At 38.7% G+C, this 25,238-nt stretch carries 24 protein-coding genes; 15 read left to right on the plus strand and 9 right to left on the minus strand.

The window, feature by feature from the left end; all coding sequences use genetic code 11:
• Positions 1–133 precede the first annotated feature (133 nt).
• The 15 genes from ASG01_RS04620 (at position 134) to ASG01_RS04690 (ending at position 15,090) form a co-directional block, all read left to right on the plus strand.
• Positions 134–2,344, plus strand: coding sequence for a TonB-dependent siderophore receptor (locus ASG01_RS04620; protein ID WP_055860550.1), 2,211 nt, complete (start codon positions 134–136; stop codon positions 2,342–2,344).
• Between the two features lie 45 nt (positions 2,345–2,389).
• Entirely contained in the window at positions 2,390–3,619 is a 1,230-nt protein-coding gene (locus tag ASG01_RS04625; RefSeq protein ID WP_410492801.1) for a PepSY-associated TM helix domain-containing protein, read from the plus strand.
• A 73-nt stretch (positions 3,620–3,692) separates the two neighbouring features.
• Entirely contained in the window at positions 3,693–4,664 is a 972-nt protein-coding gene (locus tag ASG01_RS04630; RefSeq protein ID WP_055860556.1) for an ROK family protein, read from the plus strand.
• Between the two features lie 77 nt (positions 4,665–4,741).
• Positions 4,742–5,302, plus strand: a complete 561-nt coding sequence (gene msrA / locus ASG01_RS04635) for a peptide-methionine (S)-S-oxide reductase MsrA (protein WP_082498285.1) — start codon at positions 4,742–4,744, stop codon at positions 5,300–5,302.
• Between the two features lie 285 nt (positions 5,303–5,587).
• Entirely contained in the window at positions 5,588–5,944 is a 357-nt protein-coding gene (locus ASG01_RS04640; protein ID WP_055860564.1) for a DUF1508 domain-containing protein, read from the plus strand.
• 59 nt (positions 5,945–6,003) lie between these two features.
• Entirely contained in the window at positions 6,004–6,711 is a 708-nt protein-coding gene (locus ASG01_RS04645) for a response regulator transcription factor (RefSeq protein ID WP_055860566.1), read from the plus strand.
• A complete protein-coding gene (locus tag ASG01_RS04650) occupies positions 6,712–8,118 on the plus strand; it encodes a sensor histidine kinase (protein WP_055860569.1) in 1,407 nt (468 codons plus the stop codon).
• A gap of 131 nt (positions 8,119–8,249) precedes the next feature.
• Entirely contained in the window at positions 8,250–8,744 is a 495-nt protein-coding gene (locus ASG01_RS04655) for a hypothetical protein (RefSeq protein ID WP_055860572.1), read from the plus strand.
• A gap of 28 nt (positions 8,745–8,772) precedes the next feature.
• Positions 8,773–9,636: a YoaK family protein gene (locus ASG01_RS04660; protein ID WP_082498286.1), complete on the plus strand. Its 864-nt coding sequence runs from the start codon at positions 8,773–8,775 to the stop codon at positions 9,634–9,636.
• Between the two features lie 141 nt (positions 9,637–9,777).
• Positions 9,778–11,556, plus strand: coding sequence for a DNA mismatch repair endonuclease MutL (gene mutL, locus ASG01_RS04665; RefSeq protein WP_055860575.1), 1,779 nt, complete (start codon positions 9,778–9,780; stop codon positions 11,554–11,556).
• A 5-nt stretch (positions 11,557–11,561) separates the two neighbouring features.
• Positions 11,562–12,311 carry a rhomboid family intramembrane serine protease gene (locus tag ASG01_RS04670; protein ID WP_055860578.1) on the plus strand — a complete coding sequence of 250 codons (750 nt, stop codon included), beginning with the start codon at positions 11,562–11,564 and terminating at the stop codon, positions 12,309–12,311.
• A 6-nt stretch (positions 12,312–12,317) separates the two neighbouring features.
• Positions 12,318–13,310 (plus strand): endonuclease/exonuclease/phosphatase family protein, encoded by a 993-nt coding sequence (locus ASG01_RS04675; protein ID WP_055860581.1) that lies wholly within the window; start codon positions 12,318–12,320, stop codon positions 13,308–13,310.
• 59 nt (positions 13,311–13,369) lie between these two features.
• A complete protein-coding gene (locus ASG01_RS04680) occupies positions 13,370–14,356 on the plus strand; it encodes an endonuclease/exonuclease/phosphatase family protein (protein WP_055860584.1) in 987 nt (328 codons plus the stop codon).
• Positions 14,357–14,360: 4 nt separating this feature from the next.
• A complete protein-coding gene (locus ASG01_RS04685; RefSeq protein ID WP_055860587.1) occupies positions 14,361–14,684 on the plus strand; it encodes a hypothetical protein in 324 nt (107 codons plus the stop codon).
• A 31-nt stretch (positions 14,685–14,715) separates the two neighbouring features.
• The gene (locus tag ASG01_RS04690; RefSeq protein WP_055860590.1) at positions 14,716–15,090 is read left to right on the plus strand and encodes a hypothetical protein; all 375 of its coding nucleotides are present in this window, start codon (positions 14,716–14,718) and stop codon (positions 15,088–15,090) included.
• A gap of 28 nt (positions 15,091–15,118) precedes the next feature.
• Here ASG01_RS04690 and ASG01_RS04695 read toward each other — a convergent pair whose 3' ends face one another.
• The 9 genes from ASG01_RS04695 to ASG01_RS04735 form a co-directional block, all read right to left on the minus strand.
• The gene (locus ASG01_RS04695) at positions 15,119–16,636 is read right to left on the minus strand and encodes a GH3 auxin-responsive promoter family protein (RefSeq protein ID WP_055860593.1); all 1,518 of its coding nucleotides are present in this window, start codon (positions 16,634–16,636) and stop codon (positions 15,119–15,121) included.
• Positions 16,637–16,737: 101 nt separating this feature from the next.
• A complete protein-coding gene (locus ASG01_RS04700) occupies positions 16,738–17,151 on the minus strand; it encodes a BrxA/BrxB family bacilliredoxin (protein WP_055860596.1) in 414 nt (137 codons plus the stop codon).
• Between the two features lie 403 nt (positions 17,152–17,554).
• Positions 17,555–18,001: a GatB/YqeY domain-containing protein gene (locus tag ASG01_RS04705; protein WP_055860599.1), complete on the minus strand. Its 447-nt coding sequence runs from the start codon at positions 17,999–18,001 to the stop codon at positions 17,555–17,557.
• 15 nt (positions 18,002–18,016) lie between these two features.
• Positions 18,017–19,909 (minus strand): cell division protein FtsZ, encoded by a 1,893-nt coding sequence (ftsZ, locus tag ASG01_RS04710; RefSeq protein WP_055860602.1) that lies wholly within the window; start codon positions 19,907–19,909, stop codon positions 18,017–18,019.
• A gap of 66 nt (positions 19,910–19,975) precedes the next feature.
• A complete protein-coding gene (ftsA, locus tag ASG01_RS04715) occupies positions 19,976–21,355 on the minus strand; it encodes a cell division protein FtsA (protein WP_055860608.1) in 1,380 nt (459 codons plus the stop codon).
• 65 nt (positions 21,356–21,420) lie between these two features.
• Positions 21,421–22,362: a cell division protein FtsQ/DivIB gene (locus ASG01_RS04720; RefSeq protein WP_055860610.1), complete on the minus strand. Its 942-nt coding sequence runs from the start codon at positions 22,360–22,362 to the stop codon at positions 21,421–21,423.
• 68 nt (positions 22,363–22,430) lie between these two features.
• Positions 22,431–23,789, minus strand: coding sequence for a UDP-N-acetylmuramate--L-alanine ligase (gene murC, locus ASG01_RS04725; RefSeq protein ID WP_055860613.1), 1,359 nt, complete (start codon positions 23,787–23,789; stop codon positions 22,431–22,433).
• 98 nt (positions 23,790–23,887) lie between these two features.
• Positions 23,888–24,991, minus strand: coding sequence for an undecaprenyldiphospho-muramoylpentapeptide beta-N-acetylglucosaminyltransferase (murG, locus tag ASG01_RS04730; RefSeq protein ID WP_055862193.1), 1,104 nt, complete (start codon positions 24,989–24,991; stop codon positions 23,888–23,890).
• 10 nt (positions 24,992–25,001) lie between these two features.
• Complete coding sequence (locus tag ASG01_RS04735) at positions 25,002–25,232, minus strand: hypothetical protein (RefSeq protein ID WP_055860616.1); 231 nt, start codon at positions 25,230–25,232, stop codon at positions 25,002–25,004.
• Positions 25,233–25,238: the final 6 nt, after the last annotated feature.

A 25,238-nucleotide genomic window follows, 5' to 3' on the forward strand; every position in this document is an offset into this window, starting at 1 on the left:
TTTTTTATAAACTTATAAACCACCTCTTTCCAGAGGTGGTTTTTTATTGTCTCATATTAACAAAATGACAATTATCATTTCAGTATTTTATTTAGAATAATTAAAAACAATATATTTGCACAAAATTATTCCAATGAAAAAATATGTAGTTGCTGCAGGTCTTTTGTTTTCTTTCTCTGCGTTGGCGCAGGAGCAAGATTCTGCAAAAATGAAGAATATTGAAGAAGTCATCATTAATACGATCTCTAAAAAAGACAGTGAGTATTCTAATAAAATGCCGTTAAAAGCAATTGAAGATCCGCAGGTACTTTCGTCTGTAAGCAGAACGATTCTAGAAAACCAGAACATTTTCACAGTTGATGATGCGTACAGAAATGTTACCGGTTTACAGAAAATGTGGAATGCCACCAGCAGAGCCGGTGATGGTGGTGCATTTGTCGTTTTACGTGGTTTTGTGGCAAGCAGCTCCATGAGAAATGGTTTGGTGTCTCCTGTCACTACAAGTATTGATGCCATCAACTTAGAAAAACTTGAAGTATTGAAAGGTCCTTCAGGTACGCTTTATGGAAGTAATGTAGCGTCTTATGGCGGACTTATCAACAGGGTTACAAAAAAACCGAATGAAGTTTTTGGAGGAAATGTATCTTTAATGGGCGGTAGCTACAATACCTACAGAGCTCAGGCAGATCTTAATACTCCGCTTACAAAAGATAAAAAACTGCTCTTAAGAGTCAATACCGCATATACCAATGAAGGAAGTTTTCAAAAGACAGATCAAAAAAATTCATTTTTTGCATTTACACCTTCATTAACGTATAATGCTTCTGACAGACTGCAGTTTAATGTAGAATACGAAATGTTCAATACCAGAGCGGTAGGCGAACAGCTGTTTTTTTACCTCTCGCCAGACGTTCTCGGTGGAATCGACAACATGAAAGATCTTGAAAATAAAGGTCTTGATTATAAACAGTCTTATTTAGGCGACGATCTTTACACTACCGCAAGAGTAAACAATGTATTCGGTCAGATAAATTACAAAATAAACAACCAGATAAAATCGTCTACCAATATCAATAACTCGCACAGTTATTCAGACGGTTTCGGTCCGTATTTCTCTGCCGGTTTAGATGCTGCCAATTCATTAACTGTTTCAAGATTTGATCAGGGTACACGAGACAGTAAAAAAAACTGGTTTCAGATTCAGCAGAATTTTAACTTTGATTATACGTTCGAGAATGGCATGAGAAACAGAACTGTTGCCGGTTTTGATTATTTAAAAACGAAAGACAGATCGCGTTTCATTTACCTGAATGTAGATGGTGGTTTTAATCCCGTTCCTGCAGTTGGAGGCGACTATTCCGGTTTTAACGGAACCGTTATGGGCGATCTTTACGGCAATCCTTCAAATATCGGGTCGTATGATATCAATGCAGATCTTAATACTTACAGCGGCTATATATCCAACGTGTTTACGCCAGTTGCAGGATTAAATTTGGTTGTTGGTCTCCGTTATGAAAATAATGATGCACAGGCGGGCAAAATCGGTACAAAACCTACCGATGCTTACAATCAGTCGGCATTTTCACCGAAAGCTGGTTTGGTCTATGAAATCGTAAAAGACAAATTTTCTGTATTCGGCAATTACCAGAACAGTTTTAAAAGCAACGGATTTTATTTTGTTGATAATGATGCCAATCTCGCACTGTCAGAGCCTGAAAGAGCCAATCAGTTTGAGGGTGGTTTCAAAACAAATATTATTAATGGAAAGATAAATGCTACCGTAAGTTATTACGATATCAAAGCCAGAAACTATCTTGTACAAACCGGCTATGTCACAACTGATATTGCAGGTGTGCCGACTCCGGATTTTAATAAGCCCATACAAAACGCAAGCGGAGAAACTCACAGCAAAGGATTTGAGCTTGAAGTAAATGCGTATCTCGTGAAAGGATTTTCTCTGATCGGAGGCCTTGCCTACAATGATACAACCGATTTGACATCTGGTCTCAGACCCTCCACAGCGGGTTCCCGTTGGCTTGGAAACTTTAATGCGAGCTATCAGTTTCTGGATGGCAGTCTCAAAGGTTTAGGTTTTGGTATTGGCGGAAATTATGCCGGCGAAAATAAGATTTTAAACAACCTTGATAAGGCTACAGGTTCTGTTACAACATTCACCCTGCCTAAATTTTTTGTCCTGAATGCGAACGCATTTTATGATGCTAAAAAATTCAGAATCGGTGTGAAGGTTGACAATTTTACCAATGAGCATTACTGGATCGGATATTCTACAGCCAATCCTCAAAAACTCATCAATGCGCTGGGAACGGTTACCTACAAATTTTAGATTTAATCATTAAATAATGCGCCGTTCCTGATAAAATTTTCAGGGATGGCTTTTGTATGTATGCGAAAAAAACATCATCATAAAAAGAAAATAAGTCCGTTTAAAAAATGGACCGGGAAGCTTCACCTCTGGCTTGGGATGGGCGTAGGGCTGCTTATCTTCATCATTTCTATAACAGGAACTCTGTTCGTTTTTAAAGATGAAATTGAAAATTTCAGCCGGAAAGAAGTGATGTTTCATCAGGAAGAAAACATTCAGTCAAAAAATGTTTTGCCCATTCGCGTTTTAGAAAAAGCGGTAGAAAAACAGGTTCCCGAGCCCTATAAAATTCATTGGGTAAACGTGCCGATCGACAAAAAAATGTCGTATATCTTTTATTGGTACGAACACGATACGAAGGATACATGGAATTATTTTGATGAATTTCCGATTTACAAATCAGCCTACGTAAATCCGTATACTGGAAAAGTTTTGGGCGTTTATGACGAGAAAAACGGTTTTTTCAGTATCGTAAAATCCATCCACTGGAGTTTTCTTCTAAAACAGGATTGGGGGAAATATGTAGTGGGAATTCCTGTGATTATTTTCTTAATAATGATGATTTCCGGCATCGTGCTGTGGTGGCCAAAAAATAAAGCGGCGCGCAAGCAGCGGTTGTCATTTAAATGGAAAAACATCACCAGCTGGAAAAGAAAAAACTATGATCTTCACAGCATTCTCGGCTTTTATTCTTCAGTTTTCGGATTGATTTTCGCGATTACCGGGCTTTTTTATGCGTTCTTTATTGTACAGGGCATGATTTATTTCGCGTTTTCGGGTGGCGAAACTGCTTTCCCGGATTTTTCAAAAATCACTACCAAAGCTCCGGTTGAAGCGAGAAATGAGAGCACTTTAGATAAAGTTATCAGTACAGTTCAGGCGAAATATCCTGGGTCGTATGGTTTTTCAGTCGACCTCGGACATCCGCATCTTGATGATCACGAGCACCCAAATTTTGAGGTGTATGTGAAGCATCTCTCCTATTCTTATCATAAAAGCAGCAGTTTGATTTTTGATGAAAACTCTGGTGAACTTCTTCATACACACGATCATGCAGACAAAAATCTGGGCGAGAAAGCAGTTGCTGCAAATTACGATGTACATGTAGGATCCATTCTTGGTCTGCCTACAAAAATCATCGCCTTTATCGTCAGTATGATGCTTGCCTCACTTCCGGTGACCGGTTTCATGATCTGGTATGGCCGAAATAAAAAGAAGAAGCCTGCGCAGGCATGATATTTCAGATTAATAAACCTTTTTTAGTCTAATCTTTTTATTAATTTTATTGACTCTAAAATTTTAAACACGAATGTCAATAATAGATTTGTCAAAACAGGTGGCTTTAGGAATCGATATCGGAGGCACAAACACAAAATTCGGTATTGTAAATCACAGAGGTCAGATTTTGGCTAAAGGAACGATTTCTACAGAAGATTATAATACACCGGAAGCCTTGATTGATGCGCTTCATGAGCAGATCGGGCCGATGATGAAGGAGCAGGGCGTGGAAGATAAAATTCAGGGAATCGGTATCGGCGCACCCAACGCAAACTATTATACAGGAACCATTGAGCAGGCTCCCAATCTTCCATTTAAAGGCGTAATTCCATTTGCAAAACTGGTCACCGAAAAGTTTGGTTTCCCATGTAAAATGACGAACGATGCCAATGCAGCGGCACTTGGTGAAATGCTTTACGGCGCTGCACGCGGGATGAGAGATTTCATTATGATCACTTTGGGAACAGGCGTTGGAAGCGGTATCGTTTCATCCGGAAGTATCATCTACGGACACGACGGTTTTGCCGGCGAACTTGGTCACACTATTGTAAAGCCCGGCGGAAGAAAACACTGGAGCACGGGCTCTGAAGGAAGTTTAGAAGCCTATGCATCAGCAACAGGAATCACCATTACCGCAAAAAAAATGCGCGCCGAGTTTCCGGATTCTATGCTGAATACCTATCCTGAAGATAAAATTGACAGCAAAACCGTGTACGAATGCGCTGAAAAGGGTGATGCTGTTGCCATTGAAGTTTTCCGATATACCGGGCAGATTTTGGGTGCCGCTCTGGCCAATTTCGTTATGTTTTCGTCACCGGAAGCGATTTTGCTTTTCGGTGGTGTTATCAAAGCGGGCGATTTTATTTTTAAACCTGCCAAACTTCACATGGAAAGAAACCTTCTTCCTATTTTCAGAAATAAGGTAAAATTGGTATTCAGTGAGCTCGATGAAGCCGATGCTGCCATTTTGGGAGCGAGTGCATTGGTCTGGGAAAATAAGTAAATCAGACTTTTTTTTCAGCCTATCGTCTCGCGGTGTACTTTTTGTGTAAATATGTCTGTAAAATAACAATCAATAAAATGGACAATAATAATTTAGCACAAATCACATTCGGTGGTGGTTGTTTTTGGTGCGTAGAAAGCTGTTTTAATATGCTGAATGGGGTCGAATCTGCCATCTCAGGATATTCTGGCGGACATAAAGACAATCCTACATACGAAGAAGTCTGCAATGGAAATACCGGTCACGCAGAAGTCGTTCAGATCACTTACGATCCAAAAATTATCAGTTATGAGCAATTGATGGATGTCTTTTTCTTTCTGCACGATCCTACCCAACTGAACAGACAGGGAAATGACGTCGGGACGCAGTACCGATCGGTGATTTTTTATAAAGATGATGCTGAAAAAGCAGATGCTGAAGCAGCCATAAAAAAATCTGAAGAATCAGGAAGATGGTCTGGTAAATATGTAACTGAACTGACTCAGTTTGAAAAATTCTGGCCGGCAGAACAATATCATCAGGGATATTATAATGTCAATCCAAATCAGCCATACTGCAGCGCTGTAGTCGGACCGAAAATTCAGAAATTTAAAAAGCACTATGAGGAACTCGGCATGCTGGATCATGCTAAAATATAGTTTTTAAAATAAACCCTAAACAGATGTTTAGGGTTTGTCTTTTGCGTGAGATTTAGAAAGTAATGAAAGCCTCCCTTCAATGGGTATTGTCTCTTCACTTAATTATGAATAAAATTAATTTAATTTAATTTTTTATTAATTCTGTTAAATATTTTCTTAAATATCTGTGAATACCTGAAAATTTTTATCTTTACCACTCTGTTTTTAATAATGTAATGAGCTGATTTTAATCTGCCACTTAGAATTTCAAACACAGGAAAACACACTTTTGAAAAAAAATAAACCATGTCTAAAAAAATTCTTCCGAAAAACGGAAAATTCATCATTACCCAACGGGCAACCCGAGAATTTCAGTTTAATCTTAAAACGCCCGAAGGCGAACTGATCCTGATGAGCTCAGGTTTTCCCGAAAAAACAGAATGCCTTCACTGCATCGATATCGTAAGGAAAAATGCAGAGTCTGAAATGAATTTTGAGAAAAAAATTTCTGAAAGCCAACGCAATTTCTTTATTTTAAAAACGGCAAAAAGCGGCGATCTGTGCCGTAGTCAGCAGTACAGCACCGAAGAATACCTCAATGAAGGCATTCACCTTGTACAATCTGTCGCACCCATAGCAGAAATTATCGATCTTACAGTATAGATACACAATCAAAAAACGTTTGCTTTCTTTTTCCTATTTTTGTGAAAGTGGATGTTTTTATGAATAAAATTGTTCTGATCGAAGACGAAACCAGCGTTGTTTCTTTCATTAAAAAAGGCCTTCAGGAAAAAGGATATGAAATTTCGGTGGCTTTTGACGGTCTTACCGGGATTTCGCTTGTGCAGCAAAATGACTTCGATCTTGTAATTCTCGACATTATGCTCCCGGAGATGAACGGTCTTGATGTATGTAAAGAAATCAGAAAAACCAACAAAAACGTCCCTATTTTGTTTCTCACAGCACTTGGAACATCCGAAAATATCGTTTTGGGACTTGAAAGTGGTGGCGACGATTATCTGGTAAAACCTTTTAAATTTATTGAGCTTGTCGCTAGGATAAAATCTCTGCTGAGAAGGAGCAATACGGCAGAAAAAGAAACTAGCCCAGAGCAGAACGACGATCACGACGTCATTCGCTTTGCAGATCTTTCGGTCAACGATTATACCAAAACAGTGCGGCGAGGAGGCGAAGAAGTTTCGCTCACGTCTACCGAATACAAACTCCTCATGTACTTTTTAAATAATCCTGAACGTGTCGTTTCCCGTGCAGAAATTCTCGATGCGGTTTGGGGTGTCAATTACGATCTTGGAACTAATGTCGTGGATGTTTACGTTAATTATCTCCGGAAAAAAGTGGACACACAGGAAGATAAGAAGCTTCTCCACACGGTGATCGGAATGGGTTATGTGCTGAAAAATCCACAATAAATGATCAAAAACGTCATAACGAATCAGACCAAAACGATGGTGCTTCTCATGGTGGTCTTTACCACGGTGATTCTGATTTTTGGTGCGTTGGTTTATTTTTCCATTGTCAATTTTTCTCATCAGCGGTTTTATGAATTATTAAAAATCCGGACAACGACGATTGTACAGATTGAGAAAAGCAAAGAAATTCTGGATCTTCCGGAAAATTATATACTGAACGGTCTCAACGGCGAAGAACTTCCGATGGAAAGAGATTATGTTTTTGCTGTTCCTGCAAATCAGAATTTTAAAGAAATTTCACAAAAAATAAAACTGCCGGTTTCTTTCTTTAAAAATGTGCTGAAGAAAGGCGAAGAGAATTTTAATGATGAAGAGTATTACTACATTGGTCAGGCATTCAAAACCGGCGGTAAGGAATACATTGCCATCGCATCAGCAAAAAACCGTTATGTCGTAGATTATCTCGGTTTTTTGGAACGGACACTGGTTACATGTATTATTTTATCAGTTTTTTTCAGTGCTGTTTTTTCATTTTATCTTTCTAAATCTTTATTTAAACCGATTTTAAAAATCACCGGAAAAGTAAAGGAAATCAGCAGTGAAAATCTCCATCTTCGCCTTGAGCCTCAACCAGGAAACCGCGAACTCAACGAGCTTGTGGATACTTTTAATACCATGCTGACGAGGATTGAAACCTCCTTTGAAACACAAAATCACCTTATCGGAAATGTTTCGCATGAACTTCGTACGCCGCTTACGTCGATTATGGGTGAAGCTGATGTTGCGCTGTCAATAAGCCGCAGTGCGGATGAATACAGAGATACTTTGGAAATTATTTTAGATGAAGCTGAGAAACTCGACAAGAAAATAAAAGCACTTCTGATGATTGCACAAACCGGTTTTGACGGTAAGATTCAGAAAATGGATAAAATCCGCGTCGATCAGCTTCTTTGGGATGTGATAGAAACTTCCAGAAAAATTGATTCACGTAACAATATTTATCTCGACATCAGCATGCTTCCCGATAATCCGAAAAAGCTGAAAGTGCAGGGAAATGAGCAGCTGATGCATCTCGCCGTAGCGAATATCATCAATAACGGCTGTAAATACTCAAATTTTCAGCAGGTAAAAGTTTCGCTTGGCGCGACCGACACCGATCTTTACATCATCATAAAAGATAAAGGCATTGGCATCCCAGAATCTGAGATGAACAAAATCTACGATCCCTTTTTCCGTGCCTCAAATACCAGAAACTACGAAGGTTATGGCATCGGGCTTCCGCTCGCGAGAAATATTGTGCGCATGCACAACGGTGAACTGATCGTCTCTTCCAGCGAAAATGAAGGCACGACAGTGCAGATGCGTTTCCCGACAATTTACGCTCAGGAAAACAGAATTAAATCTTAGAATACTTTTTTGGAAATTCTAATCTCATTTTAATCTCTCTCATTACATTTTAATTTCATTTTAAAAGGTCTCTAATCTTGTGATTATAGTTTTGTAGTATCAAAAAAGATAACAACACAAAATCAAGAGATATGAAGACTATTTTAATTGCCACAGACTTTTCGCTGGAATCTTTGAATATTCTGAAAAAGGTTTTAAAGGAAAAAAATGAGCAGCAGGATAATTCTCAATACGAAATTCTGCTGGTTTCCGGCTACGATATGGGCGACTCGATTCGCGATCTTCTTTTTGGGAACAAAGCGCATATAATGGATAAAATCTGCAATAAAGAATTTACTGAAGCCTGCAGCATCATCCGTAATAAATATCCACATCTCATTCATAAAATCCGCTGCGATATTTTTTCAGGAAGTTTTACGCGTGTTTTTGAAAACTATCTGAAAGCTGAAAATGTAGATGAAGTGTACTACGCCACATCGCTTAACGGAAAAAATAAAAATGGCAGATTTGATCTCGTGCCTTTCATTAAAAAGGCACAAAATATTAAAAAAGAAGAAATAATCATTACATCGCCGGCATTTTTACCTGAAAAAGGCAAAATCGCTGAAGTCTTTGTAGAAGTTTGAAATCTCTCATCATTAAAAATCAGAAATCATGCTAAGGAATTACAGTAACAGCCGCACATTGGGAGACAACATCAAACTCGGAACGCTTACGGCTTTCACAGCGGGCACGATTAATATTGCGTCGCTGCTGATTTTCCTGTCTTTTACGTCAAACGTCACAGGTCACTATGCTGTTTTTGCAGCAGAAATAAGCAAAGGCAACTGGTCTCAGGTAGCTGTGGTCGGTTGTTGGATTGCGCTTTTCTTCCTCGGAAGTTTTACGGCAAATGCATCTGTGATCAATTTAAATAAAAAAAGTAAATATTTTGCACACGCCGTGCCTTTGGTTTTAGAAATTCTCTGCCTCTTAAGCGTTGGTTTGTACGGACAGTATTTTTACCAGAAAACCATGGAGGAAGCGCAGGTTTTGGTAGCGGTAATGCTTTTTGCGACCGGTTTGCAGAACGGTCTTACGGCGAGTATATCTAATTTCCTGGTTAAAACGACACATCTTACAGGTACGACAACCGATCTGGGCATTCTGATGTCGATGTTTACCCACAAAAAATACAGAAAAAACCCTGAACTCATTGCACGGGCGAAACTTCTTTCAAGCATTATGTTTGCATATGTTTTGGGAGCTGTTTTCTCAGGTTTGGTTTATTATTCGCTCGAGTTCAGGGTATTTTACATCATCAGTCTCTGTCTTCTCGTTGTTATCGGCTATGATTTTTATAAGATCAATATCAGGCATTTTAAAACCAATTACCGATACGCAAAAATTTATAAAAAGCCGAATATGATGGCTTATTTATATGACAAAATTCACGGTATACCAGAAGTGCCGACAATTTCTGCGACTCAGAAAAGAAACGGAAACTCTAAACTTGTACTGGACGAAAAAATGATCTGACACTTTTTTGTAAATTCTTTATATTTAGTTTTTAGTCAGCTCCCGAGTCGCTTCTGCGCCGGGAGTTTTATTTTAAAAGTACTCAGCCGTTTACCTCAATTCTTGTTTGCTTTGCCTATTTTTGTATGTTTATAAGAAGATATGTCAGACATCATTCAGCTTTTACCCGATCATGTTGCCAACCAGATTGCCGCAGGCGAAGTGGTACAGCGGCCGGCTTCGATTGTAAAAGAACTGCTGGAAAACGCGATTGATGCTGGCGCCACCAAGATTGAACTCATCGTGCGCGATGCCGGCAAAAATCTGATTCAGGTTGTGGATGACGGCAAAGGAATGTCTGAAACCGATGCACGAATGGCTTTTGAGCGACATGCCACTTCTAAAATTCGCGGTACTGAAGATATTTTTAAAATTTCCACTAAAGGTTTTCGCGGTGAGGCTTTGGCTTCCATCGCGGCTGTAGCTCAGGTGGAGCTTAAAACGAAACTTCACGATGCTCATCTCGGCACAAATATATATATTGAAGGCGGAACTTTTCATTTTCAGGAACCTGTACAGACCTCCGAAGGCTCAAGTTTTTCTGTTAAAAATCTTTTTTACAACGTTCCGGCACGCCGAAAATTTCTAAAAAACAATAATGTAGAATTCCGTCATGTGATCGACGAATTTCAGCGCGTGGCATTGGCTCATGAGAATACCGAGTTTACCATGTTTCATGATGACGAACCTATTTTCAGACTGAGAAAAGGCACACAGATGCAGCGCATTGTTGATATTTTCGGCCGAAAACTGCAGCCGCTGCTGATCCCGATTCGTGAGGATATTCTCTGGTGCCAACTTCATGGCTTTGTGGCAAAACCCGAAGGAGCGAAGAAAACGCGTGGCGAACAGTTTATTTTTGTAAACGGCCGGTTTTTTAAAAGTAATTATTTTAATAAAGCGGTGCAGGATGCTTTCGAAGGATTGCTTCTGCCCGGTTATACACCTTCTTTTTTCCTTTTTCTTGAACTTGATCCGGAGAAAATCGACGTTAATATTCATCCGCAAAAAACGGAGGTAAAATTTGAAGATGAGCACCTTATTTTTGCGCTCATCAGATCGACCATCAAACGCTCACTCGGAATTTATAATGTTGCACCAAGCCTCGATTTTGAACGCGATCCGCAGCTCGATGAGATGATGCAGAAAAGTTTTCCGAGCCGGAGCAATGGCGAACAGAGTTTCAAAATGCCGGAAGTTTCTGTCGACCGCGATTACAATCCTTTTTTGGAAGAGAAATCTCCAGGAAAAGCGGAAATTCAGAATCTCGCAGAGATGTATCACCAAAATATATCGGCAGCGCCTTCGAAAATTAATCTGTTTGAAGATGAAGATTTCGACGAAGATCTGATGCGGCTGCCAAACGGCTACTGGCTTTTTAACAAAGGAGACCGCACCTTGATGCTCGATTTGGGACGAATGCACCGACTGCTGGTTTCTGAAAAAGATAAATCGGCACAGAAACAGAATCTCAGTCATGCCCTTCTTTTTTCGCTGGAGTATCATATGAATGAAATTGAGCGCAACAAATACCGTTCGATCAAGAAATTTCTGCCTGAGCTTGGCTTTGACATGAAAATTGCACATGGGAATGTACTTCGCATCGATGCTGTGCCTGAAGGTCTGAAAGAAACGCAGGTGATGAATTTTCTTGAGAATCTTTTTGATATTTTAGAATACAAAACGGAAGACGATTTTATGCATTTTTACCAAAACCAATGGAATAAACTGCAGAGCAAATCGCGTTTTGATTTTATTTATAAAAACGATGCCGAGCAGCTCATCAAGGAGTTTACCGCTTTAGGCTTCCCTGAATATCTGCCGAACGGAAAAAGGTGTTTTTATGAAGTTCCTTTCAACGATTTTAAAAATAAATTTTAGCAAGCATGTTCAACTCTATCCCACCAATCACCCGAAATTTAATTATCATTAATGTGGTGGTTTATATTATTTCAAATTTTATTTTCAAAGATCTCTACTCTTTACTTTCAGGATATTTTCCTTTATCACCATACTTTAAATCTTTCCAGATTATAACTCATATGTTTATGCATGCTGAATTGGGAAATGGGATTGGGATTGCTCATATTCTGTTTAATATGTTTACTCTATATAGTTTTGGACCCATATTGGAGCATTCATTAGGAGAAAAGAAATTTTTAATTCTCTATTTCGTCTGCGGACTAGGCGCATACACACTTTTTAATCTCTGGAATTATTTTGAATATCAGCAGTTATATACTCTATTTGAAAATTTGGGATTAGATGTGGTTCAGTATATGAGAAATTCTGATCAGTATATTATCTCTCCGAATAAGATCACAACTCAGGAAATGGCAGATAATGTTGGTAAATTATTTGTTTTAAAAGCTGGTACTATGGTTGGTGCTTCCGGAGCTATTTTCGGCGTTATTGCTGCTTTTGCCACTCTCTATCCTGAATCTAAGATCGGTATTATGTTTATTCCGGTTCCGGTAAAGGTGAAAATCTTACTTCCTATCATTATTGTTGGTTCTATTTATCTGGGAATAACAGGAAGCGGTGGAAATGTCGCTCACCTGGCGCATGTTGGAGGCGCAATTGTCGGTTTTATTCTGGCGATGATCTGGCGAAAACATCTTTACCGTTTCAATTAATTATCCGTGAAGATCTTTAGATTTTTTTTTCTCATACTGCATCTTCTGCTTTTGTTGATGTTGCTCGGTGTTTTGTTGAATGCGTATGTGCCGCCAAGACGATTTGCGTGGTTTAATCTGCTTTCGCTGGGGTTTCCGGTCATCATTATTTTATATTCTCTGCTTACACTTGTGTGGATCTTCCTGAAAAAAAAGCGGGCGGTTTTCTTTATTTTATTGGGTTTACTATTTATAAATCCGGTAAGAAGATGGATTAATTTTTCACTCGAAAAAAAGGAGATTGCGAATCTGAAGATTGTTACCTTAAACACAAAGGGCGGCAAATTTGGAGCAGATAAAATTGAAAAATTTGTAAATGAACAGCATCCCGATTTGGTTTTTCTGCAGGAAGACGGCGATATCGTATATGATTTTTCCGACTTAAAAAGAAACAGCAAAATATACGTGGTTTCTCTTTATTCCCGTTACGAAGTGGTTGCCCACAAAGAACTATTTGAAGGCTTGTACAGCGAAGATTTTAATGCATATGCCGATTATACAGATCTTCAGATTCGTGATAAAACCTACAGAATTATCAATCTTTATCTGCAGCCTTTCAAATTTGAAAAGCAAATGGTAAAGCTCAACGGCAATTCAAAAGAAGATGAACAAAAGGTAAAAAATATCGTAAAAAGACTCATTCCGACATTTAAAGCACATCAGGAACAGGTAAATATAATCAGGAATGCTATTGATGAATCACCGTATCCTGTAATTGTTGCAGGAGATTTTAATTCGGCGCCAAATTCATACGAATATTACCATCTCGGAAACGGTTTGAAAGATGCTTTTATGGAAGCTGGAAATGGCAGCGCAACAAGTTTCCACGAATACAAATTCCCTATAAGGATTGATTATATTTTCACTTCACCATCGATCAAAGCTCTATCATATAAAGTTGACCGTTCGCAGAAACTTTCAGATCATTTTCCTGTAGTGGCGACTTTTAAGATTGATTAACATTCGATGAAGGGTATGTGGCAGAGGTTTTGTTGTAGACCGGCATTATAGTGATATACATGAGGCGCGCGCACATTTTCCTATTTATACATTTTTCCATTTTCGTTTTACTCGTCTGTACGCTGCTCAACGCCTACATTTCGCTGCAGAGCTTTCCCTATTTTAATTTCCTTTCGATTGTCTTTCCGTATCTGCTTTGCATCCACATTATATTGACGCTGATTTTAATTTTAAAAAAAAGAAAAATTGCGTGGCTTGCGATAGTTTCTGCTATACTGTTTTATATGCCTGCAAAACGTTGGGTTCGGTTATCCTTTGCCGAAAATCAGCCACAGAAGAATAAACTTCAGATCAAAGTTCTTTCATATAACGTAAAATACGGAAGCAAAGGCTGGCCGAAAATACGGGATTATATCCGCAGTCAGGACGCTGATTTTATTTTCGTGCAGGAAAAAGATACGAATCATGAAGTGCGCCGGGATCTGGTAAAATATCCGTCGGTAATTCTTAAAACCAAACATAAAATTTTACGACAGCAGGAGCTGATGAATGATTACTGCAACGGCAATTCGTTTTACGCAGATGTGCAGATTCATGGGAAAATCATCCGGATTGTCAATGTATATCTTGAACCGTTTAGGCTGAATAAATCGATGCTGAAAGTAAAAGATAATCTTGAAGCAAAAGACAAAAGCCAGACCTTTTTTGGCATTTTTGACCGCTTGGTTCCAACTTTCAGGATTCATCAGGTGCAGGTGGAAAAAATCCGCAGGGCAGTGGAAAATTCGCCATATCCTGTGATTATGGCGGGCGATTTCAATGCGGCACCCAATTCCTGGGAATATTATCATTTAAGCAAAGATCTCAAAGATGCATTTCTCACTGCCGGGAATGGCAGCGCGACAAGCTTTCACGATTATAAAATCCCGCTGCGGCTGGATTATATTTTTACGTCATCACAATTAAAAGCAGTTAATTATAAAGTACACCGTGAGGTAAAATTATCTGATCATTTTCCGGTAATTGCAGAATTTGAGCTAAATTAGTTTTATGAAAAACAGCATTTGCTTGACAGCATTTTTGGCTTTAAACTTGATCTCATGCTCGAAGCGTAAATCAGCAGCCGCGACTGAAGTGAATGAACTTAAACTGCAGTACGACACGACTGCAATAGATTCTTTCTCGCCAGGAGCGGTTTCTGTAGATGTTGCTAGGGAAATCAGAATGTCTTCGCAGAAATACCAGGATTCTGTAAGAGAAGCTTTACGGATAGAAAAGGAAACAAAAAAGATTGAGGAAGCACTATTGAAGGAGAAAAAAGCGGAAGACGATAAAAAGAAAAAAACAGCAGAAGCCGAAAAATCTTCGCAATAATTTTATTAAAACAAATTTTAAAAATATCACAATGAAAAAACAAATTTTTGCAGCTTTGGCTGTCTCAACAATGGTTTTGTCCTGTACAAAATCAACGACAAAAACTGAAACAACACAAGATGAAACAGGTGTAACGTCGACTACAGTGACCACAACGACGAGCAAAACTGGAACAGACACTGTAGGAATCGACCGTACTAAAGAATCGATCAATACAAAACTTGATGCAGCAGGAAACAAAGTGACTACGGCCAGCAAAGAAGTTTCATCAGATATGAAAGAAGCCGGAAAAGACATCAAACAAGGCACGAAAGAAATCGGGCAGGATATAAAAGAAGCGACCGCAAAAGGCGCAGCAAAAGTGGAAGAAGGCGCCAGAAAATTAAAAGAAGATCTGAAAAAATAAAAAGAAAACCGCAGAAAAATTGCGGTTTTTATATTTTGTTTAGCTGCAAAAGCGGATCGATATATTCGCGGTCGTTACTGAGTCGCGGGACTTTATTCTGTCCTCCTAACTTTCCTTTAGACTCCAGCCAGCAATAGAAAAGATTTGGACGTGCAACGTGAACAAGCGGTCGTTTCAGCGTAATATTATTATATCTCTTGGCTTCATAATCCGAATTAATGGCTTTTAAATGATCATCAAAAACGTCAATAAAAGCATCCAATGATTCCGGGTTTTGCGAAAATTCAAAAATCCATTCATGGGCGCCACTTTCATTTTCCTGCATAAAAACAGGAGCGCCAGTGAAATCTTTCACCGCAGCATTGGTGAGCTCGCAGGCTTTAGACAAAGCAGATTCTACATTGGTAATCATCAGTTCTTCACCAAAAGCATTGATATAATGTTTCGTTCGTCCCGTGATTTTGATTCTGAAAGGATCTACAGAAGTAAACATTACCGTGTCGCCGATGAGATACCGCCACAATCCACCGTTGGTAGAAATCACCATCGCGTAATTTTTCCCGATCTCAACATCTTCCAGGCAAACTACTTTTCGGTTTTCTTTGTGAAATTCTTCCATCGGAATAAATTCGTAAAAAATCCCGTAATCAAGCATCAGCAGCATCTCATCGCTGTTTGATCGGTCTTGAATTCCGAAAAATCCTTCAGATGCGTTATAGATTTCGTAATAATTGATATTTTTTCCTATCAGACTTCGGTATTGATCTCGGTAAGGTTTAAAACTAATTCCACCGTGAAAGAAAACTTCCAGATTTGGCCAGAGTTCTGAAATATTCTTAACATCTGTTTCTCTTAAAACACGCTGCAGAAGAACCATCATCCAGCTTGGAACTCCCAGGATACTTCCTACATCTTCATTTTTAACCTCAGAAACGATGGCATTTAACTTACTTTCCCACTCAGACATCAGCGAAACTTTCTTGCTCGGTGTCGTGGTAATTTCAACCCAAAAAGGAAGATTATCAATAATGATGGCAGAAAGATCTCCAAATTTTGTATTGAAATCTGCATATAGTTCGGAACTTCCGCCCAGACGTAAATTTTTATTGGTGAAAAGCTGATTTTCTGGATGATTGTTGGCATAGATAGAAACCATGTCTTTTCCTGCCTTTAAATGGCAGTCCTGAAGACTTTCAGCAGAAATTGGAATAAACTTGCTTTTTGCATTTGTGGTTCCTGAAGATTTTGCGAAGTGACGGATTGTTCCCGGCCAGCTTACATCCTTATAACCCTGTCTTGCTCGTTCAATGTATGGCTCAAACTCTTCATACGTCACAACAGGCACTTTATTTTTAAAATCCTGATAGCTTGAAATCGAGTTAAAACCGTATTTTTTACCGTACTCGGTATCTTCGGCATTAAAAAGCTGAGAGAACAGAATTCCTTTCTGCGTTTCCAATGGTCGATCCATAAAATTCTGAATCTGATCAATCCGCTGACGAATAAACCAATTGACGACCGTGTTGAAAAGTACTTTTGTTGCCATTGTAACAAATATAACACTATTTCAATCTCCAGAAAATGATTTAAATAAAAAACCATCACAAAGTTTGCAATGGTTTTATATCTAAAAAATTTTATCGGGTTTTAAGCACAGTACTCATCATACGCCGCCTGAAGATTGGCCGCAATCGCACCTGCAGGATTTCCTTCAATGTGATGTCTTTCCAGCATGTGAACCAATTCGCCATCTTTGAAGAGCGCTACACAAGGTGAACTTGGAGGAAAAGGAGCCAAATGTTTTCTGGCTTCAGAGACTGCTTCAGTATCAAAACCTGCAAAAACAGTCGTTAAATTATCCGGTTTTTTGTCTCCTGTAAGAGAATATACAACGCCTGGTCTTGCCGCTCCTGCTGCACATCCGCATACTGAGTTTATCACTAAAAGTGTGGTTCCCGGTTTTGCCAAAGCTTCTGTCACTGCTGATGGTGTCGCCAAATCCTGAAAACCTTTATCTGTAAGCTCTGCCTTCATCGGCATTACCAAATCTTGTGGATACATATGTTGAATTTTAAATTAGATACAAATTTACAAATATTAAAAACAAAATTCAATTCAAAATAACTATTAGGAAATGAAGAGCTAAGGCATTAAAATCATATTTTAATTTTTAGAACCATTATAAACTATCAGATATGTTATGCAATTTTTGTTAATTGTTGTTAAAATTTTTCATATATTTGAATCGATTCTAATAATGAAGTATGATAAAAATTTATTAATTGATCCTGTTTACAGGATTTCCCCTCCTAATTTTTAGAGAGTTGCTTTTTAAAACCATGAAGACAGGAAGCAATTATTTAAAAATTATTTTTTCAACGAAAAGCCCGAAACAATGTTTCGGGCTTTTCTAATCAAATCGATATGTAATGGTACTATATCCTAAAAATAAAAGACTTTAAAACTATGAAAGAAGCTTTTTAGCCATGGCTGAAATGCTTTTCCCGTCAGATTTTCCGGCAAGATTCTTAGAAGCAATTCCCATCACTTTTCCAAGATCTTTCATAGATTGTGCTCCGGTTTCATCAATGATGGTTTTCATCTCAGCTTCCAATTCTTCATCCGTCAGCTGCTGCGGAAGAAATTTTTCAATCACTTTCACCTGCGCATCTTCCACCTCAGCGAGATCATTTCTTCCCTGTGCAGAAAACTGCTCAGAAGAATCTTTTCTCTGCTTGATCATTCGCTGAAGAATAGCAATCTCCTGCTCCGGCGAAACTTCTGCGCCACGAGCTTCTGTTTTTAATAATAAAATCTGAGCTTTTACGGCACGCAGCGCGTCTAAAGCCGTTTTATCTTTTGCACGCATCGCTGTTTTTACCGCTTCGCTGATTATTTCTTCTAAACTCATAGTTTCTAATTTGAGTTAATCTACATCTTTATTTAAAAACCGGTTTTCACGGACTCTCATTTCACCGTTATCTTCAGACAAATAACTGTGAATATTCTGATCTGACGCGTTACTTCCGTCGATGTTGATGTTTTTTCTCTTGAAGGCAGGCACCGTTTCAAACTCATTGGCCTGATCAAAATTCTGGTATCTCGAGTTGAATTCTTTCAGTTTATTTCGTCGTTCAGAAACACGTTCCTGATCGGCAGTTTTATTAACGAAAGTGAATTCGGTCTGCGTCCCCACAGGAATCTGAGTGTCTACCGAAGTATCATATGCTGATGCTTCTTCAACAACCTGCTGTTTCACCGGCTCGAAGAAATACTCCACTTTTTTGTCGGTTTCCTCAGTCAGATTTGCGACATCAGCCGTGAACTGATCTAGCGCTGCTTTTGGAAGATTTCCGTCCGCTCCGTCTGTTTTATTTTCTTTAATAAAGAAACTGAAGTCTGAAGAAGGTTCATTTTTGAATGAAACTTCCGCATTATTGTCAGGTGTGTTTTCTTTTTTTCTTTCGAAATCAAAAGAGAAAGATTCTGTTTCGAGATCATTTGCTTCATCATCCACCAAAAAATTCTGATGATCGTTATCCTCATCATCGTTCCAGCGCGCATTGTCGCTATAGTGTTCATTTTCAGATTCTAAAAAACCGTTTTGAGAAGTATTATCTTCTAAAGTCATTTTTTTTTCATCTGATGAAGCACGGAACTGTGTTGAATCCTGCTCATCATCATCAAGTCTGAAAAGATTTTTGCTTCCAAAATCGTAATTATGCTCCGGCGTGATTTCTCTTTCTTCTTTAGTTTTAAAAGGAGAATTTTTAGAAGAATCTAAACGGTCATTCAAACCAATTCTGATTTTCTCAGTCGGCCCGGAAAACTTTTTATTATCATTTGAAAAACCCGTAGCAATCACCAAAACGCTCACTGCATCGCCCAATTCTTCATCTGCACCCACTCCAAAAATAATATCTGCAGTGTGACCTGCTTCTTTCTGAATGTAATCCATGATGATTCCGATTTCGTCCATCGTCGCTTCTTCCACACCACTTCTGATGAGCAATAAGACGTTTCGTGCTCCGGTAATTTTATTATCATTTAACAGTGGAGAATCAAGCGCTTTTCTCACCGCTTCCTCTGCTTTATTTTCACCTGAAGCCATTCCGGTAGACATCAATGCTGTTCCCGAATTCTGAAGAACAGATTTCGCATCGCGGAAGTCAATATTCACGTCAAAATAACCGGTAATAACTTCTGCCATACCTTTTGCAGCATTCGTTAAAACCTCATCTGCTTTTGAAAATCCTTGCTTAAAACCGAGATTTCCGAACTGCTGTCTCAGTTTATCATTATTAATAACGATCAATGAATCGACATTATTTCTCAGTTTCTCAAGACCCAATTCTGCCTGATCCAATCTTCTTTTTCCTTCAAAACTAAAAGGTACGGTGACGATTCCCACAGTCAGAATCCCCATATCTTTCGCTACTTTAGCAATTACCGGCGCGGCTCCAGTTCCGGTTCCACCGCCCATTCCAGCAGTGATGAACACCATTTTGGTATTCTGCCCCATCGCAGCTTTGATTTCCTCAATGCTTTCGATAGCGGCTTTTTCTCCCACTTCAGGATCTGCACCAGCGCCTAAACCTTCGGTAATAGTTACGCCAAGCTGTACTTTATTAGAAACCGGATTATTATCCAGCGTCTGCGCATCGGTATTGCAGATCACGAAATCTACCCCGTGAATTCCTTTTTCGTACATGTGCTTCAGCGCGTTGTTTCCGCCGCCGCCGACTCCAATTACTTTAATAATGGATGAATTTCCTTTTGGCAGGTCAAACGAAAATCCGTGTGTATCTGTGTTTTGCATGCTTTTATTTTTTATGGTCGATGTAGCTTAATGATTTTTACATCACTTATCGCACATCAATTATTATTATTCTACTTCTTCAAAGAATTTTTTCACCTTTTCCATCAGAGACTGCCCGAATGTAAGCCTTACTTTTTTCTGCTGTTTGGTTTCCGTTTCTTCTTCCATTACCGGAAGTTTTGCCGCCAGCTCGGCTTCTTCCCGAGCCGCTTCCGGCGAAACTGCTGCAACAGGCTTTTCATCAATCTCAATAGTTTCCTCAAGCTGAGAAACGGGTTTTCTGTCTCGGATTTTCAAACTTTCCATCAGCAAACCGATCGAAGTTGCATATTCCGGACCTTTAAGATACTGATTTTTATCGTTTGCAATATACTCATTTGCGAAACCAATACGGCTATCAAATCCTGTGGTATAATTGGCGAGCTGACGAAGGTGTTTCAGATTAGAACCACCGCCAGTGAGTACAATTCCTGCGATCAATTTTTTCTTCTGCTCAAATGCGCCGTACGCTTTTAGCTCAGTATTAACCATTTCTAAAATCTCCTCAACGCGCGCATTGATAATTTGAGCCAATGTCTTAAGCGAAATTTCTTTGTCGGGTCTGCCGTGCAATCCCGGAATCGTCACAAAAGTACTGTCTTTTTCAAGCTCAGGAACAGCCGATCCAAATTTTACTTTAAGCTGATCTGCATGTTTTTCAATAATCGAACAGCCTTCCTTAATATCTTCCGTAATAATCCCACCACCGTAAGGAATCACGCAGGTATGACGGATGATATTATCTTTGAAAATCGCAATATCCGTCGTTCCACCACCGATATCAACAATTGCAACTCCAGCTTCTTTTTCTTCTTTGGTTAAAACAGCTTCGGAAGATGCCAAAGGCTCAAGCGTCAGCGCTTCCATTTCGAGACCGGCTTCCCGCACGCATCTGGCAATGTTTCTGATACTTCCCATCTGCCCGACAACCACGTGAAAATTTGCCTCAAGACGCTTTCCGTGCATGCCAACAGGCTCCTGAATTTCTCCTTCAGAATCAACTTTATATTCTTGCGGTAAGACGTGAATGATTTCTTCGCCAGGAAGCATCACCAGTTTCTTTACCTGATCTTTTAATGCATCAATATCGTCTTCGGTAATAAATTTATCCGGATGTTCCCGCATGATGTAATCTGAATGCTGCAGCGAGCGGATGTGCTTGCCAGCGATACCCACCGTGACTTTATGAATGGGAACGCCTGCACTCAACTGTGCTTCAGAAATCGCTGCTTTTATCGAATTGATTGTCTGCGAAATGTTATTCACAATACCTTTATGCACACCGAGACTTTTGGCTTTTCCCACGCCGAGAACCTCGATTTTTCCGTGTGCATTCCTGCGGCCCACAATGGCGACGATTTTCGTCGTACCAATATCGAGACCTACTGAATACTCTTGATTTTCCATTTTATACCGATTTGATTTTTTACTTAATTAATTTAAATTTTCCCTTCTTCATTTTTCCAGATCATTTATTCGATCTTCACTTTTGCCTTCTTCTTCTCAGGTTTCTTTTCCACTTTTTTTGCAGGTTTTTTCGCCGCTGCAACCGTTTTTTCTTTTCTGACGACTTTTTTAGGTGAAACTTTAGCAGGTTTAACCAAAGATTCACTTTTCCTGACTGCGTTTTGAACTGATATTTTTGCAATCTCCTTATTTCCGGCAGCAAGAATGCTGTCATTCTCTTCAAAATTTGGGTTCAGCGTCGTCACTATCTGATTTTGATACTTCACCGAAATCATGCTGTATTTTTGCGGATCCTGATATACAAGATATTTTTCAACAAAAGTTTTAAAACCTTTTACTTTCACATCGATATTTTCCAAATCACCGATTTCCACTTTATAATTTCCTTCGCTGGTAAGCAAATGATAACTGCCGCGGTATTTTGAGATGCCGATAAAATATTTTTTACTGAAATCGTCTTTATCAATTTTCTCAACAAGCTCCGCGAGTTTTTCATAATCTGAGGCCGGAACATTTCCCGTGACCAACATACACGGGTGAGAATAGGTTTTAGAAATCGGAAATTCTGTTCCTTTTTCGTCCACATAAAAATCTCTTCCTTCTTTATTCAGCCTGAAAACCGGAACACGCTGTTTGATATCGAGATTCAGATTACCATTCAGATTCAAATAAACATTCGCGCTGTCGACCGCAGGAAGTGCGTTGATCTTTTTTTCAAGCTCCGGAATATTCAGATCGCCCACTTTTCTCGACGGATTTTCTGTGTTTACAATCGTTCTAATATCTTTTTCGTCGATAAAATACACCGGCGTTTTTTCATTCATTTTTACAGAAATTTTGCTGTCGGCAATCTTCTGACCACTGAATTTCTTCAAAGAGAAACTCAGCAGGAAACCAAGAATGATCACTGTGAAGACAATTTTTAATATTCTGTATTTGTTTTTCATTATTTTAAGATGACAGATTTTAGACGTCAGATTTCAGACATTTAAAACTGTTTTAAATTTATTTATTTTTAATTGTTTCCTAACCATTCACAAATCGGGTCATACAGCGTATCTATATTTCCTGCTCCAACCGTTAACAAAATGTCAAATTCTTTTTCTTTTATTTTATTAAAGGCTTCTGACAAACCTGAAATTTCTTTTTTATTTAAAGTCACTTTTTCTAATAACCAATCTGAAGTTATTCCTTCAAAATTCTCCTGAAGCTCTCTGGCAGGATAAATATCAAGCAAAATCAACTCTTCAGAATTACTTAAACTTTCAGCAAATCCATCCGCAAAATCTCTCGTTCTGCTGAATAAATGTGGCTGAAAAACCACCAACAGTTTTCTATCGGGATAAAACGTTTTAATTGAACCTACGACAGCATTAATCTCTGTTGGATGATGCGCGTAATCGTCAATATATATTTTACCGCCAGGATAAATGTGTTTTGTATATCTTCTTTTGATCCCTTTAAAATTGGCAATTGCTTTTTTTAAGGTTTCAAAATCAACTCCCAAATTATGAAGAATAGCCAGTGAAACCGTTGCATTTTCAACATTGTGAATTCCCGGAACATCCCAGACAAAATCTTTTACAGTTTCTGTTGGCGTATGAAAATCGAAATAGATTTTATCATAATCCATACGAAGATTGTCCGAGTAATAATCAGCTTTTTCGTTAACAGCGTATGTCTTATGCGCTCTTCCGATTTCAATTCCTTTTCTCACAAAAAGTTGCTGATCTTCAGGAACTAATGCTGCAAATTGTCTAAAGCCTTCTTCAATGGTGTTTTTATCTCCATAAATATCCAAATGATCTGCATCTGTTGAAGTAATCACCGCCCAATCTGGTGAAAGTGTAAGAAAACTTCTGTCATATTCATCCGCTTCCACCACAGAATATTTTGTTCCGTTAAACAGAAAATTTGATTTAAAATTCTCAGAAATTCCACCTAAAAAACAGGAGAAAGGCAAATTTGCTTCTTTGCACAAATGTGAAACCAAAGTAGAGGTTGTAGTCTTCCCATGAGTCCCTGCAACTGCAATGCAGTCTGTGTTTTCGGTAATTAAGCCTAAAACTTTTGCACGCTTTTTTACTTCAAACTGATTTTCATTAAAATAATCTAAAATCCCCAGCTTTTTGATTGCCGGAGTGTAGATAACCAATGTATTTTCTTTCTGAAGCGAAGTAATTTTATCATCAATAACATCTTCAAAAACAATATCAATTCCTTCGCTCATCAAAGCAGTCGTTAATTTGGTATTCGTTTTATCATAGCCCAAAACATTCTTGCCCGAAGCGTGGAAATAACGCGCTAAAGCACTCATTCCGATACCTCCGATTCCGACGAAGTAAAAATTTTGATATGTTTCTAAATTGTTCATTATAATTATCCTCTCTTCTTTTATAGCAATCTTATTAATATTATGTACTAACTGCTTTTAATTTGCAGTGTCAGGCTGAGCCTGTCGATGTCCATTTCTTAAATTATTATCTTAAATATCTCATCCACAATCTCCTTCGCCGCATTGGGTTTGGCAAAATATTTCAGATTGTCAGACATTTCTTTTCTTACACTTTCACTTTCACAGATTTCTGATAATGTACTCCAGAATTTATCCTGCATTTCAGAATCTTTTACCATTCTGGCTGCGTTTTTTTCAACCAAAGTCATCGCATTTTTAGTCTGATGATCTTCCGCTGCAAACGGAAACGGAACCAACAAAACCGGCTTCTGCGCAACAGCCAACTCTGAAATGGCAATTGCACCCGCTCTGGAAACAATGACATCCGCTGCTGAATAAGCAGTTTCCATATCTTTGATGAATTCCTTCAACTGGATTTGAGATTTGAGATTTGAGATTTGAAGTTCATTGCTTAACTCACTGTAATCCAGTTTTCCGGTTTGCCAGATTAACTGATGCCCTTTGTCTTTTAATTGATCTAAATTCTCTTTCCAGCCGTTGTTTAATGTTTTTGAACCTAAAGAACCACCAACAGAAAGAATGGTCAGCTTATTTTGATCCAAACCTAATTTCTCTTTTGCCTGAGAGATTTCCTGCATTCCTGAAATGATATTCTCACGAATCGGATTTCCCAAGAACTTTATTTTTTCAGCCGGAAAACCTTCCACTTTCGGATAGGCTGTAAAAACGGCCTTTGCTTTTTTACTTAAAATTTTATTCGTCACTCCTGCATGTGCATTCTGCTCCTGGATGAAAATTGGAATTCCTGCTTTACTTGCTTCATATAAGGCCGGTCCGCTTGCAAAACCACCAGTCCCGACCGCAAAATCCGGAGCGAAATTTCTGATGATTCTCTTTGATTTAGATAAACTTTTTAAAATCTTAAAAGGCAATCCCAGATTCGAAAGAATATTTCCTCTGTCGATTCCTGCAATATCAATTCCTTCGATTCTGTAGCCAGCCTGCGGAACTTTTTCCATTTCCATTTTTCCGTTGGCACCGATGAACAAAAACTCAGTATCCGGAAATCTCTTTCTGATCTCGTCTGCAATGGCAATCGCCGGGAAAATGTGTCCTCCCGTGCCGCCACCACTTAGCAATACTTTTAGTTTTTTGTTCATCATTACTGTTTTAAGCTGTAGGCTTATTTTCAATCAAATCCATATATTCCACTTCCACAGAAGTTTCATTTTCGTTTTTCGAAACATTTTTCACGGTGTACATCGCGTCGCCAAGCTCGATTACTTCGCCGTTTTCGAGTTTAAATGTTTCCAGAAAATTGCTGATTTCTTCCGCGTTTTCGAAAGTCATCACGTTTTCTGAAGATTTTTCATCTTTAAAAATAATTTTTTGTGTTTCCATATAATT

Source organism: Chryseobacterium sp. Leaf180 (assembly GCF_001424585.1).
Taxonomy (GTDB): Bacteria; Bacteroidota; Bacteroidia; order Flavobacteriales; family Weeksellaceae; genus Chryseobacterium.

Excerpts from the sequence above, each read along its gene's own strand:
- ASG01_RS04620 (WP_055860550.1), top strand. The coding sequence starts at position 134 with ATGAAAAAATATGTAGTTGCTGCAGGTCTTTTGTTTTCTTTCTCTGCG.
- murC (WP_055860613.1), bottom strand. The coding sequence starts at position 23,789 with ATGAACAATTTAGAAACATATCAAAATTTTTACTTCGTCGGAATCGGA.
- ASG01_RS04695 (WP_055860593.1), bottom strand. The coding sequence starts at position 16,636 with ATGGCAACAAAAGTACTTTTCAACACGGTCGTCAATTGGTTTATTCGT.
- ASG01_RS04660 (WP_082498286.1), top strand. The coding sequence starts at position 8,773 with ATGCTAAGGAATTACAGTAACAGCCGCACATTGGGAGACAACATCAAA.
- ASG01_RS04705 (WP_055860599.1), bottom strand. The coding sequence starts at position 18,001 with ATGAGTTTAGAAGAAATAATCAGCGAAGCGGTAAAAACAGCGATGCGT.
- ASG01_RS04685 (WP_055860587.1), top strand. The coding sequence starts at position 14,361 with ATGAAAAACAGCATTTGCTTGACAGCATTTTTGGCTTTAAACTTGATC.
- ASG01_RS04625 (WP_410492801.1), top strand. The coding sequence starts at position 2,390 with ATGGCTTTTGTATGTATGCGAAAAAAACATCATCATAAAAAGAAAATA.
- mutL (WP_055860575.1), top strand. The coding sequence starts at position 9,778 with ATGTCAGACATCATTCAGCTTTTACCCGATCATGTTGCCAACCAGATT.
- msrA (WP_082498285.1), top strand. The coding sequence starts at position 4,742 with ATGGACAATAATAATTTAGCACAAATCACATTCGGTGGTGGTTGTTTT.
- ASG01_RS04630 (WP_055860556.1), top strand. The coding sequence starts at position 3,693 with ATGTCAATAATAGATTTGTCAAAACAGGTGGCTTTAGGAATCGATATC.
- ASG01_RS04700 (WP_055860596.1), bottom strand. The coding sequence starts at position 17,151 with ATGTATCCACAAGATTTGGTAATGCCGATGAAGGCAGAGCTTACAGAT.
- ASG01_RS04720 (WP_055860610.1), bottom strand. The coding sequence starts at position 22,362 with ATGAAAAACAAATACAGAATATTAAAAATTGTCTTCACAGTGATCATT.
- ftsA (WP_055860608.1), bottom strand. The coding sequence starts at position 21,355 with ATGGAAAATCAAGAGTATTCAGTAGGTCTCGATATTGGTACGACGAAA.
- ASG01_RS04735 (WP_055860616.1), bottom strand. The coding sequence starts at position 25,232 with ATGGAAACACAAAAAATTATTTTTAAAGATGAAAAATCTTCAGAAAAC.
- ASG01_RS04670 (WP_055860578.1), top strand. The coding sequence starts at position 11,562 with ATGTTCAACTCTATCCCACCAATCACCCGAAATTTAATTATCATTAAT.
- ASG01_RS04690 (WP_055860590.1), top strand. The coding sequence starts at position 14,716 with ATGAAAAAACAAATTTTTGCAGCTTTGGCTGTCTCAACAATGGTTTTG.
- ASG01_RS04655 (WP_055860572.1), top strand. The coding sequence starts at position 8,250 with ATGAAGACTATTTTAATTGCCACAGACTTTTCGCTGGAATCTTTGAAT.
- ASG01_RS04680 (WP_055860584.1), top strand. The coding sequence starts at position 13,370 with ATGAGGCGCGCGCACATTTTCCTATTTATACATTTTTCCATTTTCGTT.
- murG (WP_055862193.1), bottom strand. The coding sequence starts at position 24,991 with ATGAACAAAAAACTAAAAGTATTGCTAAGTGGTGGCGGCACGGGAGGA.
- ftsZ (WP_055860602.1), bottom strand. The coding sequence starts at position 19,909 with ATGCAAAACACAGATACACACGGATTTTCGTTTGACCTGCCAAAAGGA.
- ASG01_RS04645 (WP_055860566.1), top strand. The coding sequence starts at position 6,004 with ATGAATAAAATTGTTCTGATCGAAGACGAAACCAGCGTTGTTTCTTTC.
- ASG01_RS04640 (WP_055860564.1), top strand. The coding sequence starts at position 5,588 with ATGTCTAAAAAAATTCTTCCGAAAAACGGAAAATTCATCATTACCCAA.
- ASG01_RS04650 (WP_055860569.1), top strand. The coding sequence starts at position 6,712 with ATGATCAAAAACGTCATAACGAATCAGACCAAAACGATGGTGCTTCTC.